Source organism: Mesorhizobium sp. DCY119, from assembly GCF_003590645.1.
Taxonomy (GTDB): Bacteria; Pseudomonadota; Alphaproteobacteria; order Rhizobiales; family Rhizobiaceae; genus Mesorhizobium_M.
In genome coordinates this window covers 1,095,943-1,110,864 of the sequence record NZ_CP031834.1, presented here as the reverse complement: position 1 = coordinate 1,110,864, position 14,922 = coordinate 1,095,943, and the positions used below count along the sequence as shown (strand labels likewise).

At 63.8% G+C, this 14,922-nt stretch carries 17 protein-coding genes; 4 read left to right on the top strand and 13 right to left on the bottom strand.

Translation table 11 applies throughout. The features are described 5' to 3' along the window. Positions 1–59 precede the first annotated feature (59 nt). The 3 genes from DZG07_RS05390 to DZG07_RS05380 all read left to right on the top strand — a co-directional run bounded on the left by DZG07_RS05390 (position 60) and on the right by DZG07_RS05380 (position 1,960). On the top strand, positions 60–809 hold the full coding sequence (locus DZG07_RS05390) for a 2OG-Fe(II) oxygenase (protein WP_119814933.1): 750 nt from the start codon (positions 60–62) through the stop codon (positions 807–809). Then, positions 806–1,369: a methylated-DNA--[protein]-cysteine S-methyltransferase gene (locus DZG07_RS05385; RefSeq protein ID WP_245429587.1), complete on the top strand. Its 564-nt coding sequence runs from the start codon at positions 806–808 to the stop codon at positions 1,367–1,369. The genes DZG07_RS05390 and DZG07_RS05385 overlap by 4 nt, the downstream gene beginning before the upstream one ends. A 69-nt stretch (positions 1,370–1,438) precedes the next feature. Continuing rightward, the gene (locus DZG07_RS05380) at positions 1,439–1,960 is read left to right on the top strand and encodes a methylated-DNA--[protein]-cysteine S-methyltransferase (protein ID WP_119814930.1); all 522 of its coding nucleotides are present in this window, start codon (positions 1,439–1,441) and stop codon (positions 1,958–1,960) included. Positions 1,961–2,191: 231 nt separating this feature from the next. On the opposite strand, the gene pcaF is transcribed toward DZG07_RS05380, so the two are convergent. Genes pcaF through DZG07_RS05365 form a run of 3 tightly spaced genes read right to left on the bottom strand, consistent with a single transcriptional unit; the run spans position 2,192 to position 4,790 of the window. Next, positions 2,192–3,400, bottom strand: a complete 1,209-nt coding sequence (pcaF, locus tag DZG07_RS05375) for a 3-oxoadipyl-CoA thiolase (RefSeq protein ID WP_119814927.1) — start codon at positions 3,398–3,400, stop codon at positions 2,192–2,194. A 2-nt stretch (positions 3,401–3,402) separates the two neighbouring features. After that, positions 3,403–4,074: a 3-oxoacid CoA-transferase subunit B gene (locus DZG07_RS05370; RefSeq protein ID WP_091909607.1), complete on the bottom strand. Its 672-nt coding sequence runs from the start codon at positions 4,072–4,074 to the stop codon at positions 3,403–3,405. Continuing rightward, the gene (locus tag DZG07_RS05365) at positions 4,074–4,790 is read right to left on the bottom strand and encodes a 3-oxoacid CoA-transferase subunit A (protein ID WP_119814924.1); all 717 of its coding nucleotides are present in this window, start codon (positions 4,788–4,790) and stop codon (positions 4,074–4,076) included. Before DZG07_RS05365 ends, DZG07_RS05370 begins: the two co-directional genes overlap by 1 nt. A gap of 202 nt (positions 4,791–4,992) precedes the next feature. Between DZG07_RS05365 and DZG07_RS05360 the strand changes: the two genes are divergently transcribed. After that, positions 4,993–5,760, top strand: coding sequence for an IclR family transcriptional regulator C-terminal domain-containing protein (locus tag DZG07_RS05360; protein WP_119814921.1), 768 nt, complete (start codon positions 4,993–4,995; stop codon positions 5,758–5,760). A 243-nt stretch (positions 5,761–6,003) separates the two neighbouring features. Here the strand turns inward: DZG07_RS05360 and DZG07_RS05355 are convergent, their stop codons facing one another. The 10 genes from DZG07_RS05355 to pcaC form a co-directional block, all read right to left on the bottom strand. After that, positions 6,004–6,720, bottom strand: coding sequence for an ABC transporter ATP-binding protein (locus DZG07_RS05355; RefSeq protein WP_119814918.1), 717 nt, complete (start codon positions 6,718–6,720; stop codon positions 6,004–6,006). Further along, the gene (locus DZG07_RS05350) at positions 6,701–7,465 is read right to left on the bottom strand and encodes an ABC transporter ATP-binding protein (protein ID WP_119814915.1); all 765 of its coding nucleotides are present in this window, start codon (positions 7,463–7,465) and stop codon (positions 6,701–6,703) included. Before DZG07_RS05350 ends, DZG07_RS05355 begins: the two co-directional genes overlap by 20 nt. Next, on the bottom strand, positions 7,462–8,466 hold the full coding sequence (locus tag DZG07_RS05345; protein WP_119814912.1) for a branched-chain amino acid ABC transporter permease: 1,005 nt from the start codon (positions 8,464–8,466) through the stop codon (positions 7,462–7,464). The genes DZG07_RS05350 and DZG07_RS05345 overlap by 4 nt, the downstream gene beginning before the upstream one ends. Continuing rightward, positions 8,467–9,330 carry a branched-chain amino acid ABC transporter permease gene (locus tag DZG07_RS05340; RefSeq protein WP_091910283.1) on the bottom strand — a complete coding sequence of 288 codons (864 nt, stop codon included), beginning with the start codon at positions 9,328–9,330 and terminating at the stop codon, positions 8,467–8,469. 67 nt (positions 9,331–9,397) lie between these two features. Beyond that, positions 9,398–10,570: an ABC transporter substrate-binding protein gene (locus DZG07_RS05335; RefSeq protein WP_119821426.1), complete on the bottom strand. Its 1,173-nt coding sequence runs from the start codon at positions 10,568–10,570 to the stop codon at positions 9,398–9,400. Positions 10,571–10,719: 149 nt separating this feature from the next. Further along, on the bottom strand, positions 10,720–11,892 hold the full coding sequence (pobA, locus tag DZG07_RS05330) for a 4-hydroxybenzoate 3-monooxygenase (protein ID WP_119814909.1): 1,173 nt from the start codon (positions 11,890–11,892) through the stop codon (positions 10,720–10,722). Between the two features lie 194 nt (positions 11,893–12,086). Beyond that, positions 12,087–13,139: a 3-carboxy-cis,cis-muconate cycloisomerase gene (locus DZG07_RS05325; RefSeq protein WP_119814906.1), complete on the bottom strand. Its 1,053-nt coding sequence runs from the start codon at positions 13,137–13,139 to the stop codon at positions 12,087–12,089. Between the two features lie 3 nt (positions 13,140–13,142). After that, positions 13,143–13,760: a protocatechuate 3,4-dioxygenase subunit alpha gene (gene pcaG / locus DZG07_RS05320; protein ID WP_119814903.1), complete on the bottom strand. Its 618-nt coding sequence runs from the start codon at positions 13,758–13,760 to the stop codon at positions 13,143–13,145. Next, positions 13,760–14,515, bottom strand: a complete 756-nt coding sequence (gene pcaH, locus DZG07_RS05315; protein ID WP_119814900.1) for a protocatechuate 3,4-dioxygenase subunit beta — start codon at positions 14,513–14,515, stop codon at positions 13,760–13,762. Before pcaH ends, pcaG begins: the two co-directional genes overlap by 1 nt. After that, positions 14,512–14,922: a 4-carboxymuconolactone decarboxylase gene (gene pcaC, locus DZG07_RS05310; RefSeq protein ID WP_091909578.1), complete on the bottom strand. Its 411-nt coding sequence runs from the start codon at positions 14,920–14,922 to the stop codon at positions 14,512–14,514. The genes pcaH and pcaC overlap by 4 nt, the downstream gene beginning before the upstream one ends.

The following is a 14,922-nucleotide window of genomic DNA, read 5'->3' as shown; positions in this document are numbered from 1 at the left end:
TGGTTGCCGTCGAGATGGATCTCTACCTTGCGGAAACGAGCTGAACAGGATCAACGGCCATGAACGCACGAGCAAAAATCGCCGAACCCGGAACCCCGACAAATACCGCCACGGACCGCGTCGCCGGATATGATTGGGATGCGCTTGCCGGCGATCTGAGCGGTTATGGCTGCGCGGTGCTGGAAAAACTGCTGACACCGCAGGAATGCCGCGACATCGCGGAACTCTATCCGCATGAGGAACATTTCCGTAGCCATATCCATATGGCGCGGCATGGCTTCGGCAAGGGCGAGTACCGCTACTTCCGCTACCCGCTGCCGGACGTTCTCGGCGGCCTGCGCACCGCGCTCTATCCCCGTCTCGCGCCCATCGCGAACGACTGGAACGCCCGCATGGGTATCGCTGCGCGCTATCCGCAAAACCACGCCGATTTCCTGAAAGCCTGTCACGATGCTGGCCAGACCCGCCCGACGCCGCTGCTGCTTCAATACGTTCCCGGCGACTTCAACTGCCTGCATCAAGACCTCTGTGGCGACCTCGCCTTCCCGCTGCAGGTGGCGATCCTGCTGTCGGAACCGGGCAAGGATTTCACCGGCGGCGAATTCGTGCTGACCGAACAGCGCCCGCGCATGCAGAGCCGCGCCGAGGTCGTTCCGCTGCGCCAGGGCGATGCGGTGGCTTTCGCCGTGCACAACAGGCCGGTTCAGGGTACGAAGGGCAGCTACCGGGTCAATCTGCGCCATGGCGTCAGCCGGGTCCGCTCGGGCAAGCGTCACACGGTTGGCATCATCTTTCACGACGCCAAATGAGCATGATGAGAGCAAAGGCACCCGCAAGAGACGAAAAAGCCTTGGTGGCGCTTATCGCCGAGACGATCGACACGCCAATCGGCCGCCTCGTGCTGCTGGCTGACGGTGACGGCAGCCTGTGCGCTGCCGAATTCGAGGATTGCGGCCATCGCCTCGATCGCTGGCTGCGCCGACGCTTCGGCCCCGATGGCTATGTGCTGTTGCCCGGTCATGTCCCGGCGGCAACCACAAAAGCATTTTCAGATTACTTTGCCGGCAAAATAACAGCCCTTGACGAAATCACCGTCAACTTGAGCGGCACCGATTTCCAGAACGCGGTCTGGCAAGCCTTGCGCCGGGTCGAACCGGGCAAGCCGCTCGCCTATTCGGCCCTTGCCGCACACATAGGAAAACCCAAGGCCATTCGCGCCGTCGGTGCCGCCAACGGCGCCAATCCGCTTTCGATCGTCATTCCCTGTCATCGGCTTGTCGGAGCCGGCGGTGACCTGGTGCGCTATGGCGGCGGCCTCGAGCGCAAGCGCTGGCTGCTCGACCACGAAGCAAATGCCAGGAGCGCATGAATCGGGTCGTTTGTGCCGGCAGAGGGGCTTATCTTCCAGTCACATTGAAAATTTCGAAGGATTGGAAAAATGCACACCACAATTCGCTATGCCTGGGGGCAAAGCTCCCTCGGTGACTTCATCGCCGCACGCTCCGAGCGCGGCCTCGTCATGTTCGAGTTTTCAGATCGGCGTGCGGCATCGCTCGATGCCCTGCGTGAGCGGTTCGCGAACGCCGATATCGTTGAAGATGCGGCTGGGCTTGGCGGTACAGTCGCGAAGCTTGCCGGCCTGATCGACCACCCGGAACAGGATATCGATCTACCGCTAGACCTGCACGGCAGCGACTACGAACAGCGCGTATGGGAAGCGCTGCGCGCGATCCCCGCCGGCAAGACCACCAGCTATGGCGACATCGCAGCAAAGCTCGGCAATCCGCGCGAGGCCCGCGAAGTCGCGGAAGCCTGCGCGGCCAATACGATCGCGATCCTCGTTCCCTGCCACCGCGTGGTGAAGAAGGACGGCTCGCTGTCCGGTTATCGCTGGGGTTTCACGCGCAAGCGCACGCTGCTGTCACGCGAGCAGAAGGCGGTGGCGTTCGAGCTGGCTTAGGACGCTCTAAAGCTACCGCGCAGGTTTCCTTACAGGGCTGAGCGGGCGGATGCACCCCCACCCCTAGCCCCTCCCCACAAGGGGGAGGGGGACGATTTCGTCGTCTTGGCGACCAAAACGCGGAAGATCGGTGTGAGTAGCGCAACAAAGTTCCCCTCCCCCTTGTGGGGAGGGGTTAGTGGTGGGGGTTCCTCAGGTGCGATTGCCCACCGAGATTAATCGGCCGAATCCTCAAACCCGCTCCAGCGCGATCGCAATCCCCTGCCCGACGCCGATGCACATCGTCGCCAGCGCCAGCCTGCCGCCACGCTCCCGCAGCTCGAGCGCTGCCGTACCCGCAATGCGCGCGCCCGACATGCCGAGCGGATGGCCGAGCGCGATCGCGCCGCCATTCGGGTTGACGTGCTCCGCGTCTTCGGCAATGCCGAGTTCGCGGAGCACGGCGATGCCTTGGGAGGCAAATGCTTCGTTGAGTTCGATGACGTCGAAATCGCTCGGCTTGATGCCGAGCCGGGCGCAGAGCTTCTGCGTTGCCGGCGCCGGGCCGATGCCCATGATGCGCGGCGCGACACCAGCCGCCGCCCCGCCGAGCACGCGAGCGATCGGCGTCAGGCCGTATTTCTTCACCGCAGCTTCCGAGGCGACGATGAGCGCAGCAGCGCCGTCATTGACGCCAGAGGCATTGCCGGCGGTCACGGTGCCGCCTTCTTTCTTGAAGGGAGTCGGCAGCTTGGCCAGCGTCTCGACGGTGGTGCCGGCGCGCGGATGCTCGTCCTTGGCAACGACGATGGCGTCGCCCTTGCGCTGCGGGATCGTCACCGGCGTGATTTCCTTGGCGAGCCGGCCATTGGCCTGCGCGGCAACCGCCTTGTCCTGGCTGCGCACGGCAAAGGCGTCCTGATCGGCGCGGGAAACGTTGAAATCCGCAGCGACGTTCTCGCCGGTTTCCGGCATGGAATCGACGCCATACTGCTTCTTCATCACCGGGTTGATGAAGCGCCAGCCGATGGTGGTGTCGTAGATTTCGGCATTGCGCGAAAAGGCCGTGTCGGCCTTGGGCATGACGAAGGGCGCGCGGCTCATGCTCTCGACGCCGCCGGCGATCATCAGTTCCGCCTCGCCCGCCTTGATGGCGCGCGCGGCAATCGTCAGCGCATCCATGCCCGAACCGCAAAGGCGGTTGACGGTCGAGCCCGAAACGTCCTTCGGCAACCCGGCCAGCAGCAGCGCCATGCGCGCGACATTGCGATTGTCCTCGCCAGCCTGGTTGGCGCAGCCATAGACGACATCGTCCACCGCCGCCCAGTCGACCGAAGCGTTGCGCTCGATAAGGGCCCTCAGCGGCACAGCGCCAAGATCGTCGGCCCGAACCGAGGACAGCGAACCGCCAAAACGGCCGATCGGCGTGCGGATGTAGTCGCAGATATAAGCGTCAGCCATGTTCAAACCTCCGGAACAACAAGATCTTTGACGGTGCCTTCGACCACCAGCGTGGCTTCGGTCAAGGCCTGCAATTCGTCCAGGCTGATGCTCGGCAGTTTTTCCCGAAGAACGAAGCGAGCATTCACGATGTCGACCACGGCAAGGCTGGTATAGACCGTCGTCACGCAGCCGACGCCGGTCAGGGGAAGCCGGCACTGCTTGAGCAACTTGGGCTTACCGTCCTTCGTCGTGTGGTCGGTGATGACGCAAACCCGCTTGGCGCCATGCACAAGGTCCATCGCCCCGCCCACTGCCGGCACCGAGCCCGGGCCCGTGCTCCAGTTCGCCAGATCGCCGTTTTCGGCAACCTCATAGGCACCCAGAATGGCGACATCCAGATGGCCGCCGCGCACCATGGCAAAGCTGTCGGCGTGGTGGAAGAAAGCAGCGCCCGGATTGAGGGTGACCGCCTTCTTGCCGGCGTTGATCAGGTCCCAGTCCTCCTCGCCGGCGGGCGGTGCCTCGCCGAAATCGAGGATGCCATTCTCGGTGTGATAGATGACCTCGCGGCCCTTGGGCTTGAACTTGGCGACCATCTCGGGAAAGCCGATGCCGAGGTTCACATAGGCATCGTTGGGAATGTCCTGCGCGGCGCGCCATGCGATCTGCGCATTCGTCAGTTTGGCGGTCATCACTTGGTCACCTCGCGCAACAGAGCTTCTTCCTGCTTCGGGTTCGGCACTTCCACGATCCGGTTCACGAATATGCCCGGGGTCACCACATGTTCGGGATCGATCCCGCCCGGCTCCACGATCCGGCTTGCCTGCACGATGGTGACTGCCGCCGCCGTCGCCATCAGCGGCGAAAAATTCCGCGCCGCCATATGATAGGTGAGGTTGCCCTTGCGGTCGGCGAGTTCGGCCTTGATCAGGGCCACGTCCGCCTTGAGCCAGCGCTCCTGAACGTATTTCCTGCCGTCGAATTCGCCGACCGGCTTTCCTTCCGCGACCAGCGTGCCGAAGCTCGTCGGCGTGTAGAAGGCGGGGATGCCCGCACCGCCGGCGCGGATGCGCTCGGCCAGCGTTCCCTGCGGCACCAGCTCAAGCTCGATTTCGCCGGCGAGATATTTTTCAGTGAAAGCCTTGGGATCGGATGAGCGCGGGAACGAGCAGACCATCTTGGCGACCATGCCCGCATAGATCATCGCCGCGATGCCGACCGCGCCGTTGCCGGCATTGTTGTTGACGACAGTAAGCCGGCCCGGTGACCCGGTCTTCTTGTAGCGCTCGACCAGCGCGTGGATGAGCTCGATCGGCGCGCCAGCGCCACCGAACCCGCCAATCATCACCACCATGCCGTCCCTTATGTGGGAGACCGCCTCCTCCACGCTTGGACTGATTTTGCTCATCGTCGATCCTCACCCATCGTGACTGGCAGTGGCGACAACCGCAGCCGGAAACCGCCGCTACCGCCTCGTTCGCATCTCGCCAGCACCAATCAAAAAGTTCGTATTGCGAACATTTGTTTTACATGCGATACTTTGTGAATGAACCATGATGAAAAGTCAATCCGGCTCCCTGGCCGGAAGCCCCACTTCGGGAACCACGCCAATGCGCGATGAAGAGACCGCCCGCGATCACGTCGGCTCGCTGGAACGCGGCCTCGGCGTGATGGAGATTCTTGCCGCGCACCCGGCCGGGCTGACGCTGACGGAGATGGCCGAAAAGGCAGGGCTGACCCGCGCCGGGGCAAGGCGCTTCCTGCTGACGCTGACGGCTACCGGCTATGCCACGCAGACCGGCCGCCAGTTCGCGCTGTCGCCGCGCCTGCTTTCGGTGGCGCGCACCTGGCTGCAGGGCACATCGCTGTGGGGTTTTGCCGAGCCCTTCATGCGGCAGACGGCGACGGCGTTGCAGGAATCCTGCTCGGCGACGATCCTGTCGGGCGAGGACGTCGTCTATGTCGCCCGCGTCCAGGGCCCGCGCATCGTCAGCCTTGAGCTTCACGTCGGCGCGCATCTTCCGGCCTATTGCACCGGCATGGGCCGCGTCCTTCTATCCGGTCTGAAGCCAGAAGAACTGACCGCATTTCTCGACAGGGCGAAACTCACGCCCAAGACGGAAAAGACCGTCACCGACAAGAAGCAACTCGCCGCGATCATCGCCGGGGTGAAGCAGGACGGTTACGCCGTCGTCGACGAGGAACTCGAGATCGGCCTGCGCTCGGTCGCGGTCCCCCTGCGCGACCGCTCCGGCGCCATCGTCGCGGCGATCAACGTCTCGACGCAGTCGGCGCGTTATTCGGTGGCGGAAATGGAACGGAAGTTCCTGCCGCTGTTGCAGGAAACTGCGGCGCGCATCGAGGATTTTTTCGTGTAATAATGGATAGGTTTGGGCTGCAGAAGACCCCCTCTCCGATTTGCTTCGCAAACCACCTCTCCCCCATTTCATGGGGGCGAGGAACCCAAGTCCTGAGAGAGCCGCGACCTCGGCGAGTGCCGGTTCCTCGCCCCTGCGAAGCGGGGGAGAGGTGGCTCGGGCTAAGCCCGAGACGGAGAGGGGTTCTTCAATTCTCTCGACGTTGCATAGCGAGATACGAAGCGGCTCCCTACACGATCTGCATCAATGCAGCCCGCCAACCCCCAGCAGCCTCTCAACCACCTCCGGCTGCGCCGCAAGCTCCGCCGGCGTTCCCGCCCACGCCACACGCCCGCGCTCCAGGATGATCGCGCGATCAGCAAAATCCAGCGCGCTTTGAATGCGCTGTTCGACCAGAACCACCGTCATCTCGCCGCCCGAAGCGAGCTTCGAGAACGCAGCCATCAGCTCTTCGCAAATGACCGGCGCCAGCCCTTCCAGCGGCTCGTCCAGCAGGAGGACGGTCGGCTTGCCGAGAATGCTGCGCGCGGTGGTCAGCATCTGCTGCTCGCCGCCGGAAAGCTGCGAGCCGAGATTTTTCCGGCGCTCGGCCAGGCGTGGGAACATCTCATAGGCTTCCGAAATCGCCGAGCGGTCGCGGTCCTTCAGGCCGACGAACAGGTTTTCCTCGACCGTCAGCGACGGAAAAATGCAGCGCGCCTGCGGCACATAGCCGAGGCCGCTTCGGGCGCGCGATGAGCTTTCGAGGCTCGTCAGCTCGGTGCCGCCCATGCGGATCGCGCCGCCATAGCGCTTGGTCTGGCCGGCGATGGTGGCGAGCAGCGTCGTCTTGCCCATGCCGTTGCGGCCGAGTACGGCAAGGCGCGAGCCGGCCGGCACGGAGAAGCTGACGCCCTCCAGCACACGCGTCGGCCCGTAGCCGGCGCTGAGATCGGTGACTTCAAGCAGCGTGGCTGGCATTGGCATAGTTTCCGAGATAGGCCTCGCGCACGCGCGCATCCCTGGTCACGTCCTGCGGCGAGCCGTCGAAGATAATGGCGCCGGCCGCGAGCACGATGACGCGCTTGGCGAAGCGAAAAACGAGATCCATGTCGTGCTCGATCATCAGCACGGCGAGGTCCGACGGCAATCCGGCAAGAGCCGCCTCGATGCGCGGGGTATCGCTCTGCGGCACGCCTGCCGCCGGCTCGTCGAGCAGCAGCACTTTCGGCTTGAGCGCCAGCGCCAGCGCGATTTCCAGCAGGCGCTGCTGGCCATAAGCGATCTCGCTGACCTTGCGGGTTGCGATATGGTCGAGCCCGAGCGTGGCGAGCAGCGCATCGGTCTCCTTCATCACGTCAGGCATCGCATGAAAATTGCCGAAGACGCGGCCCGAGCGCCCGGTGCGCTGCAGGATCGCAATGGCAATATGCTCCTCCGGCGTCATCTCCGAGAACAGCCGCGTCACCTGGAACGATCGCACCAGCCCCTGCCGCACGCGGCGCGTCGGGCCCTGGGCGGTGACGTCCTCGCCGCCGAGCATCACCTTGCCGGCATCAGGCTCCAGATGCCCGGTGACCAGATTGACGAAGGTCGTCTTGCCCGCGCCGTTCGGCCCGATCAGCGCCACACGATCGCCCGGCTGCATCGAGATCGACACATCCTGTGTAACGGCAAGCCCGCCGAAGGACTTGCACAGTTTTTCGACCTGGAAGACCGCGCTCATGAACGCCCCCTGTAGCGATCCAGAAGCTGGGCAGCCGTGCCGTAGAGGCCCTTCGGCGCGAACAGCACCACCGCGATCAGCAGCGCGCCGACGATTGTCAGCCAGTGGAACGGATTTGCCGCCGAGACGAAATCCTCGAACCACATGAATGTGACCGTGCCGATCAGCGCGCCATAGAGCGAGCCGGTGCCGCCCAGCACCAGCATGACCAGCGCCTCTGCCGAAGTGGTGAAACTCAGACTGTCCAGCCCGACGACCTGCGTGGAGATGGCGTTCAGCGCGCCGCCAACGCCGGCGACCGCACCGGAAATGACATACATCTTGATCAGCGTGCCCTGCACCGAAGCGCCCATGGCGCTCACGCGGATCGGGTCTTCCTTGATGCCGCGGCACAGCATGCCGAAGGGCGAGCGCACCAGAAAGCGCAGCAGGATGAAGACGATGACCAGCAGCGCCACGCCGAAGCCATAGGCCGTGCGGCCCCAGAGGTCGAAGCCGAACAGGCCGAACACCGGATCGGGCGCAATGCCGGCAAGGCCGTCGCTGCCGCCGGTATAGCTCGACGCCTTGTTCGCCGCCTCGTGGAACAGGTGGATCACGGCGATGGAAAGCACCAGCTGCGCCAGCCCATGCCCGCGCAGGATGATCGCCCCGGAAACAAGCCCGGCTAGAGCCCCGCCAATGGCGCCCACACCGACCATGGCGATCGGGTCGGTGATACCGAAATGCACGGCGACAATGCCCGACGCATAAGCGCCCGCGCCGAAGAGTGCGGCATGGCCGAGCGTCGCCACACCGCAATATCCGGTGACGAGATCGAGCGACAGGACCAGAAGGGCGATGCCGAGTATGCGCGTCAGCAGCGCGAGATTATTCGGGAAGAGAAAATAGCCGATCGCGGCAACGATGAGGATGATGGCAAGGCCGGTCAGATCACGCAGCAGCCAGTTCGGGCGCACCGTTTCGGGCCTGGCAGCAGCCGTGTTTTCGATCGCCGCCATCTATTTGTTCCTGCCCAGAAGGCCGCGCGGGAAGACGCAGACGATCGCGATCACCGCGAGATAGAAGAAGAACTCGCCATATTCCGGCACCAGATAGCGCCCCGTCGTGTCGATGGCGCCGAGCACGAGGCAGGCAAGCAGCGCGCCGGGAATGGACCCTGCCCCGCCGACCGAGACGACGACGAGGAACGTCACCATGTAGCGCAGGGCGTAGTATGGCTCGATCGGCAGCAGTTCCGCCCCGACGATGCCGCCGAAGGCTGCCAGCCCGACCGCAACGGCGAAGCTGACGGCATAGACGATCTTGGTGCGCACGCCGAGCGATGCGGCCATCGCCGCATTGTCGACGGAAGCCCGTAGCTTCACGCCGAAGGACGTCTTCTCGATCAGGTACCAGAGCGCGCCCGCGACCACGACGCCGCAGGCGATGGCGAACAGCTTGTGCGCGGCAATCGAGCGGAAGCCGAGATCGACCGGCCCGCGCAAGGTTTCGGGCAGCGGAATGGTCTTCAGCGTCGGCCCGAAGACATAATTGGCGATGCCGATGACGCAGAAGGTGATGCCTATGGTCATCAGCACCTGCGTCAATTCCGGCGCGCCGTAGATGCGGCGGTAGAGAAACCGCTCGATCGGAATGGCGATGATGATCGTGCCGGCAACCGCGATCAGAATGGCAAAGCCGTAGGCGAGGCCAAGGTCGCGCGCCGCATAGGAGGCGATATAACCGCCGATCATGGCGAACGCACCATGGGCGAGATTGACCACGCGCATCAGGCCCATGGTCACCGACAGTCCGATCGAGATGACGAACAGCACCATGCCATAGGCAAGCGCGTCCACCCCAACACTGAAAACAGTCTGCATCGCTTGATCCAACAATCGCCCGGAAGCCGGCTTTCGGCCACCGGGCGCGTTTCCTAGACGGCTTCGCCTACTTTACGTGAGCCAGACCCGGATCAGGCTGCTTCTCGAAAGTCGCGATTTCCTTGTTGTAATAGGTGCCGTCCTCGGCCTTGGTGACCTCGCGCAGATAGATGTTCTGCGTCATGTGGCGGCTTTCGGCGTCGATCGAAACCGGGCCGCGCGGGCTTTCCCACGCCATCCCCTTCACCGCATCGACGGCCTTCTGCGCATCCTGCTTGCCGCCGGTCGCCTCGATCATCTTGTAGATGACATGCATGCCGTCATAGGCGCCGACCGAGGGGAACGACAGTTCCGCCGGGTTGCCGATAGCCTTGTGGGCGGCTTCGACGAACTTCTTGTTCTCGGCCGAGTCGTGCGAGATCGCGTAATGGAAGGTGGTGAGCATGCCTTCTGCGGAAGCACCAAGTGCCGGCAGGTCGGACTCCTGCGTCAGGTCGCCCGGCGCGAGCAGGGTTATGCCGGCGTTCTTCAGGCCGTTGTCATTGTAGGCCTTGACGAAGCCGAGCGTCGTCGGGCCGGACGGCAGGAAGGCGAAGACGGCGTCCGCGCCGGAATCCTTCACGCGCTGCATGATCGGGCTGAAATCATTGGTCGACAGCGGCATGCGCACCGACTCGGCGATCTCCCCGCCCTCGGCCTTGAACGTCGTAACGAAGGCGTTTTCCGAATCGACGCCCGGACCGTAGTCGCTGACCACGGTGATCACCTTCTTGACGCCGCGCTCCTTGGCGACCTTGGCCATCGGCACGGAGGTCTGCCATGTTGTGAACGAGGTGCGCACGACCAGCGGGCTCTTGGTGACGATCGCCGAGGTCGCGGCATTCATGACCACCAGCGGCACGTTTGCCTGCTCGAGCAGCGGCGTCACCGCCATGGCGTCCGGCGTGAAGTAGAAGCCGGCGAGATACTGCACGCCTTCCTTGACCACCAGTTCCTGCGCCAGCGCCTTGGACTGCGCCGGATCGGCCTGCGGCACATCGCGATAGACGATCTCGATGTCGTCGTCGCCGACCTTGCTGCCGTTCAGCGCCATCCAGGCGTCGATGCCAGCCTTGAAATTCTTGCCCTGAATGGCGAACGGCCCCGAGAACGGGCCAACGACGCCAACCTTGATCGTGTCGGCATAGGCCGACCCGCAAAGAGCGAGTGCCGCAGTCGCGGCCAAGAGAAGCTTTTTCATGTTTTCCTCCACCAGATCACAGCGGCTCCTCCCACCGAGCCATACCAAACCCACCATCGCAAATGTCATGCTCGAAACGGTAATGTAAAATGAAAAGAAACGAGCAATGCATAATCACTGGGATATACATCCCTACGTCATGGCCGCGTCTAATAAGGCAGCCCGACATAGTTCTCGGCAAGTGACGTAGCGGCCGCCTGGGAATGCACGAGATAATCCAGCTCGGCCTCCTGAATGCGCTGTCCGAAGGCGTCCGTGTCGGGGAAGCGATGCAGCATCGTCGTCATCCACCAGGAAAAGCGCACCGCCTTCCACACCCGCGAAAGCGCCTTGCCAGAGTAGGCGTCCATGCCTGCCGACGATCTGTCGAGATAGAACTCCCGCAACCCCGAAAACAGATAGCGCACGTCGCTTGCCGCGAGGTTCAGCCCCTTGGCGCCGGTCGGCGGCACGATGTGGGCAGCATCGCCCACCAGCGACAGCCGGCCAAACTGCATCGGCTCGGCGACGAAGGAGCGCAGCGGCGCGATCGACTTTTCGAAGGACGGCCCGACCGTGACTTTTTCGGCAGCTTCCTTCGGCAGCCGCAGGCGCAGCTCGTCCCAGAAACGCTCGTCGCTCCAGTTCTCGACCTTGTCGTCGATCGGGCACTGCACATAGTAGCGGCTGCGATGCTCGGACCGCATCGAACACAGCGCGAAGCCGCGCGGATGGTTGGCATAGATCAACTCGTGATCGGCCGGCGGCACTTCGGCGAGAATGCCGAGCCAGCCGAACGGATAGGCGCGCTCGAACAGCTTCAGCGCATCCTGCGGCACCGACTTGCGGCTGACGCCGTGAAACCCGTCACAGCCGGCAATGAAATCGCAATCGATGCGGTGGGTGACGCCGTCCTTCTCATAGGTGACAAACGGAAACGCCGTATCGAAGTCCTGCGGCATCACATTCTTGGCGTCGTAGACCGTGAGCAGCCCGCCAGCGGCGCGCTTGTCCATCAAATCGTGGGTCACCTCGGTCTGGCCATAGACCGTCACGCGCTTGCCGCCGGTCAGTGCGGCCAGATCGATGCGGTGCAGGCGGTTGTCGAAGGCAAGTGAGATGCCGTCATGCGGCAGACCCTCGGCATGCATCCGGGCACCCGCGCCAGCCTCGTCGAGAAGATCGACAGTCCCCTGCTCCAGCACGCCGGCACGCACGCGCCCCAGCACATAGTCGCGGTCGACACGTTCGAGAATGACGTTCTCGACGCCTATGCCGGCCAGAAGCTGCCCAAGCAGAAGGCCGGACGGACCGGAGCCGATGATGACGACCTGCGTGCGCATTCTTTTCCTTCTTTATTCACTGCATCCAGTCGGTCGAAGGCTACCCCCACCCCCTAACCCCTCCCCACAAGGGGGAGGGGAACTTTGCTGGACTGCCGTCACGAATCTTCGCCTGTCGGCAACCGCTACAATTTCCGTCCCCCTTGTGGGGAGGAGTTAGGGTGGGGGTACAACCGCCTGAGCCCGGTCCCGCCCTACGTCCCCAAGCTCTCGATCTGTCCCACAAGCTCGCCGCCGAGCCGCAGCGAGGCAGCCGTCGCAGCCACCATCTGCGGCAGGATCAGCCATTCCAGCGTCCAGGCCGAGCCCGAGCGCTCCTGCTCATGAACCAGCGCCTGATGCATTCCCGAAAGCTGGGTCGCATTGAACCGCGCCAGCGACACCAGCACCTCCGCCGCCACCGGGTTCAGCTTGTGCGGCATGGCCGACGAACCGCCGCCACCCTTGAGCGCGATCTCGCCGCCGGCCTGCGCCATCAGCGCCACATCCTGCCCGAACTTGCCGAGGCTACCAGACACCAGCGACAGCCAGCCCGCAAAATCTGCCAGCCGATCCCGCTGGCTGTGCCATTGCGGCGCATCAGTGAGTCCGAGTTTTGCCGCCAGCGCCTTGCGCAGGGATAGCGCCTTGTCGCCGAATTTCTCCAGCGTGCCGGCCGCGCCACCGAATTGGACGACGAGCAAATCCTGTTTCTGCTGCGCCAGTCGCTCGCGATGCCGCACCAACGGCTCCCGCCACGAACGAACCCGATCCGCGACCGATATTTCGATCGCCGCCTGCATTCGGGTCTTGCCCATCAAGGATCGTACACCGAAACGATCTTCAAGCGCTGCAAACGCATCGACCAGCCCCGCAAGCTGCCGGTCGAAATGCTCGATCACCGGCTTCAGCCGCAGGATCAGCCCGGTATCGATGACATCCTGGCTTGTCGCGCCGAAATGCACGGCTTTGTCATGCGGCTTGCCGACAGCCTCGCGAAGCTGGCGCACCAATTCCGGCACCACAACACCGTCGCGCGCGGCGCCTGCCTTCAGCGCTGCCATATCCGGCTTGAACGCACCGAGTGCGGCCACGATTGCCGCCGCCGCTTCCGCACCAATAATCCCCTCGCCCGCTTCGGCCTCGGCCAGCGCCCGCTCGAAATCGAGCATCGCCGCGATCTCGGCCTCAGCCGAAAAATGCCGCGCGGTCTCCTCGTCGCCGAGCAGACCGGACAGGAAGGGGTGATCGAAGGGCGATACGGTCATGATTCAGATATCGAAGAAGACCGTTTCTTTCTCCCCCTGGAGATGGATGTCGAAGACGTAAGAACCGTCCGCTTGCCGGACTGCAATCAGTGTCGGCACGCGCACGCGGTGTTCGATGCGGGCCAGCACCGGATCTTCCGCATTGGCCTTTTCCTCGTCGGGAAAATACATGCGCGTGTGGAGCCCGATATTGATGCCGCGGGCCACGATCCACACGGTGATATGCGGCGCCATCAGCCTGCCGTCCTTGAACGGCACCCGGCCCGGCTTGACCGTTTCGAACACGCATTCGCCCGTGTCCATGTCGGTCGCCTTGCGGCCCCAGCCGACGAAATTCGGATCGGCAGCACCCCGCATTTCCGAGGGCGAATTGTAGAGCCCATCGCTGTCGGCCTGCCAGATTTCGACCAGTGCATCCTTCAGCGGCGTGCCGGTGCCGTCGAGCACCCGCATGCGCACGCTGATGCGCTCGCCTTTGGTCTTGTCGTTGACCATCGAGATGCCGAGATCGTTGTCGTAGACACCGCCGATGCCGCAAAAATTCGGCGTCAGGCCGATATGCACGTAAGGCCCGGCGGTCTGCGAGGCGCTTTCCCTGAGGCGATCGAGTGACTGCGCCATCAATTGCCCTCCAGCCTGTTTTCGAACAACGACGAGCGCCGCCCGCGCAGCACGACGTCGAACTTGTAGGCGCGTGCATCCATCGGGATCGTCGCCTGCATGTCGAGTGCTGCGATCAGCGTTTCCACCGCCGCCCGATCGGGAATGGTCTTCACGATCGGGCACTGCCAGATCATCGGATCGCCCTCGAAATACATCTGCGTGATAAGCCGCTGCGCAAAGCCATGGCCGAACACCGAGAAATGGATATGCGCCGGGCGCCAGTCGTTGGGGCCGTTCGGCCAGGGATAAGGGCCTGGCTGAATGGTGCGGAAAGCATAAGCGCCGTCCTCGTCGGTGATAGTGCGGCCGCAGCCGCCGAAATTCGGGTCGAGGGCGGCGACATAGCCTTCCTTCTTGTGGCGATAGCGGCCGCCGGCATTGGCCTGCCAGAATTCGAGCAGTGCGCCGGGCACGCCCTTGCCCCGCTCGTCCAGCACCCGGCCATAGACGACGATGCGCGGGCCGATGGCGCTCTCGCCGGGCCTGGCGAAATTATGGATCAGGTCGTTGTCGAGTTCGCCGAGGATATCATGGCCGAACACCGGCCCGGTGATTTCCGACAGCGTGTTGTCGAGCGACAGCAGCGCCTTCTGCGGCGAGCGCAGCACGGAAGTCTTGTAGCTCGGCGTGAAAGCCGCCGGATGCCAGGCGCGGTCGCGCTGGAAGAAGGCGCCGGTTTCCGGCTTGCGGTTCGACAGTGGATCGGCAGTCATTTTGCGTTATCGCCCTGCGCGTCCATTTCGGCAAACACTTCCTTGGCGATCTTGATGGCGCGGTTTGCCGCCGGCACGCCGGCATAGATCGCGACATGCAGGAAGGCTTCGCAGATATCCTCGCGCGTGGCGCCGGTATTGGCGGTGGCGCGCACATGCATGGCAACCTCCTCGTCATGGCCGAGGGCTGCCAGCAGCGCCAGCGTCACCATCGAGCGCTCGCGCTTGCTCCAGCCCGGTCGTGCCCAGACGGTGCCCCAGGCCGCTTCCGTTATCAACTGCTGGAACGGCTGGTCGAAATCGGTCGAGGCCTTCGAGGCACGATCGACATGGGCATCGCCGAGCACGGACCGCCTGACGGCGAGCCCTTCGCGATACCTGGCCGAGTCCTGAGCCGGTTGATGCAT